Raw genomic sequence first — 1,248 nt, 5'->3', positions numbered from 1 at the left:
ACCTGCCATACCGAATGAGCTTCTCGATCAGCTTTTGGCGGGCGGCGCTGCCAGTGCCGCCTTCGAGCAGGGCGGTCTGCTCGATTCGCTGAAGAAGGCGCTGACAGAGCGTGCCCTGAATGCGGAGATGGATCACCACCTCGCTGGCGAAGACGGCGCCGGCAACATGCGCAACGGCTACGGTCGGAAGACGGTAATGACCGACACCGGCAAGTTGGCGATCGACGTGCCGCGCGATCGCCAGTCGAGCTTCGACCCGCAGTTGATCGCCAAGTATCAACGCCGCTTTCCCGGCTTCGACGACAAGATCGTGTCGATGTACGCGCGCGGCATGAGCACCCGCGAGATCACCAGGCACCTGCACGATCTATACGGCATCGACGTCTCACCCGATTTGATTAGCACGGTGACCGACGCCGTGCTCGATGAGGTCGCCACTTGGCAGCAGCGGCCGCTCGATCCGGTTTACCCGCTGGTCTTCTTCGACGCGATCCGGGTCAAGATCCGCGACGAGGGCATGGTGCGCAACAAGGCGATCCACATTGCGCTGGGCGTCCGCGCCGACGGCGCAAAGGAGGTGCTCGGCTTGTGGCTCGAGCAGAATGAGGGTGCCAAGTTCTGGCTTCGGGTGATGAACGAGCTTCGCAACCGTGGCGTTGAAGACATCCTGCTGGCCGTCGTTGACGGCCTGAAGGGCTTTCCCGATGCGATCACCGCAGTGTTCCCCGATGCGATCGTCCAGACCTGCATCGTTCACCTGCTGCGCAACTCGATGGACTTCGTCTCCTGGAAGGACCGAAAGAACCTCGCCAGCGCGCTCAAGGAGATTTACCGTGCCACCGACGCAGATGCCGCCGAAAAGGCGCTGACAGCATTTGAGGCTGGCCCTTGGGGGCAGCGCTATCCCGCCATCGGCCAGAGCTGGCGGCGCGCCTGGGGCGAGGTGATCCCGTTTTTTGCGTTCCCCGACGAGGTCCGCCGGATCATCTACACTACGAACGCCATCGAAGCTTTGAACTCGAAGCTCAGGCGGGCTGTCAGGGCCAGGGGACACTTCCCCAGCGACGAGGCCGCCACCAAGCTGCTCTACCTGATCTTGAATCGGTCGGAGAAAGAGTGGAAGATGCCACCACGTGAGTGGACCATGGCGAAGGCGCAATTTGCCGTGATCTTCGGCGAACGTTTCATCAGAGCCATGGCGGCCTGATGATCAACCGCCCGGCCGCACACGGAAATCCTGACAGTCCC

Annotated in this window: 1 protein-coding gene; it reads left to right on the top strand. The window is 62.2% G+C overall.

Annotated features, from left to right (window positions below; translation table 11 throughout):
- Positions 1-1,207: IS256-like element ISSpwi2 family transposase (locus GGQ90_RS28895; RefSeq protein ID WP_246428517.1), on the top strand; the 1,207-nt coding region annotated here is incomplete at its 5' end.
- Positions 1,208-1,248: the final 41 nt, after the last annotated feature.

Source organism: Sphingobium scionense (assembly GCF_014197035.1).
GTDB classification, from domain to species: Bacteria; Pseudomonadota; Alphaproteobacteria; order Sphingomonadales; family Sphingomonadaceae; genus Sphingobium; species Sphingobium scionense.
Note: the sequence above shows the minus strand (reverse complement) of the source record. Positions and strands in the feature narration are given on the sequence as shown.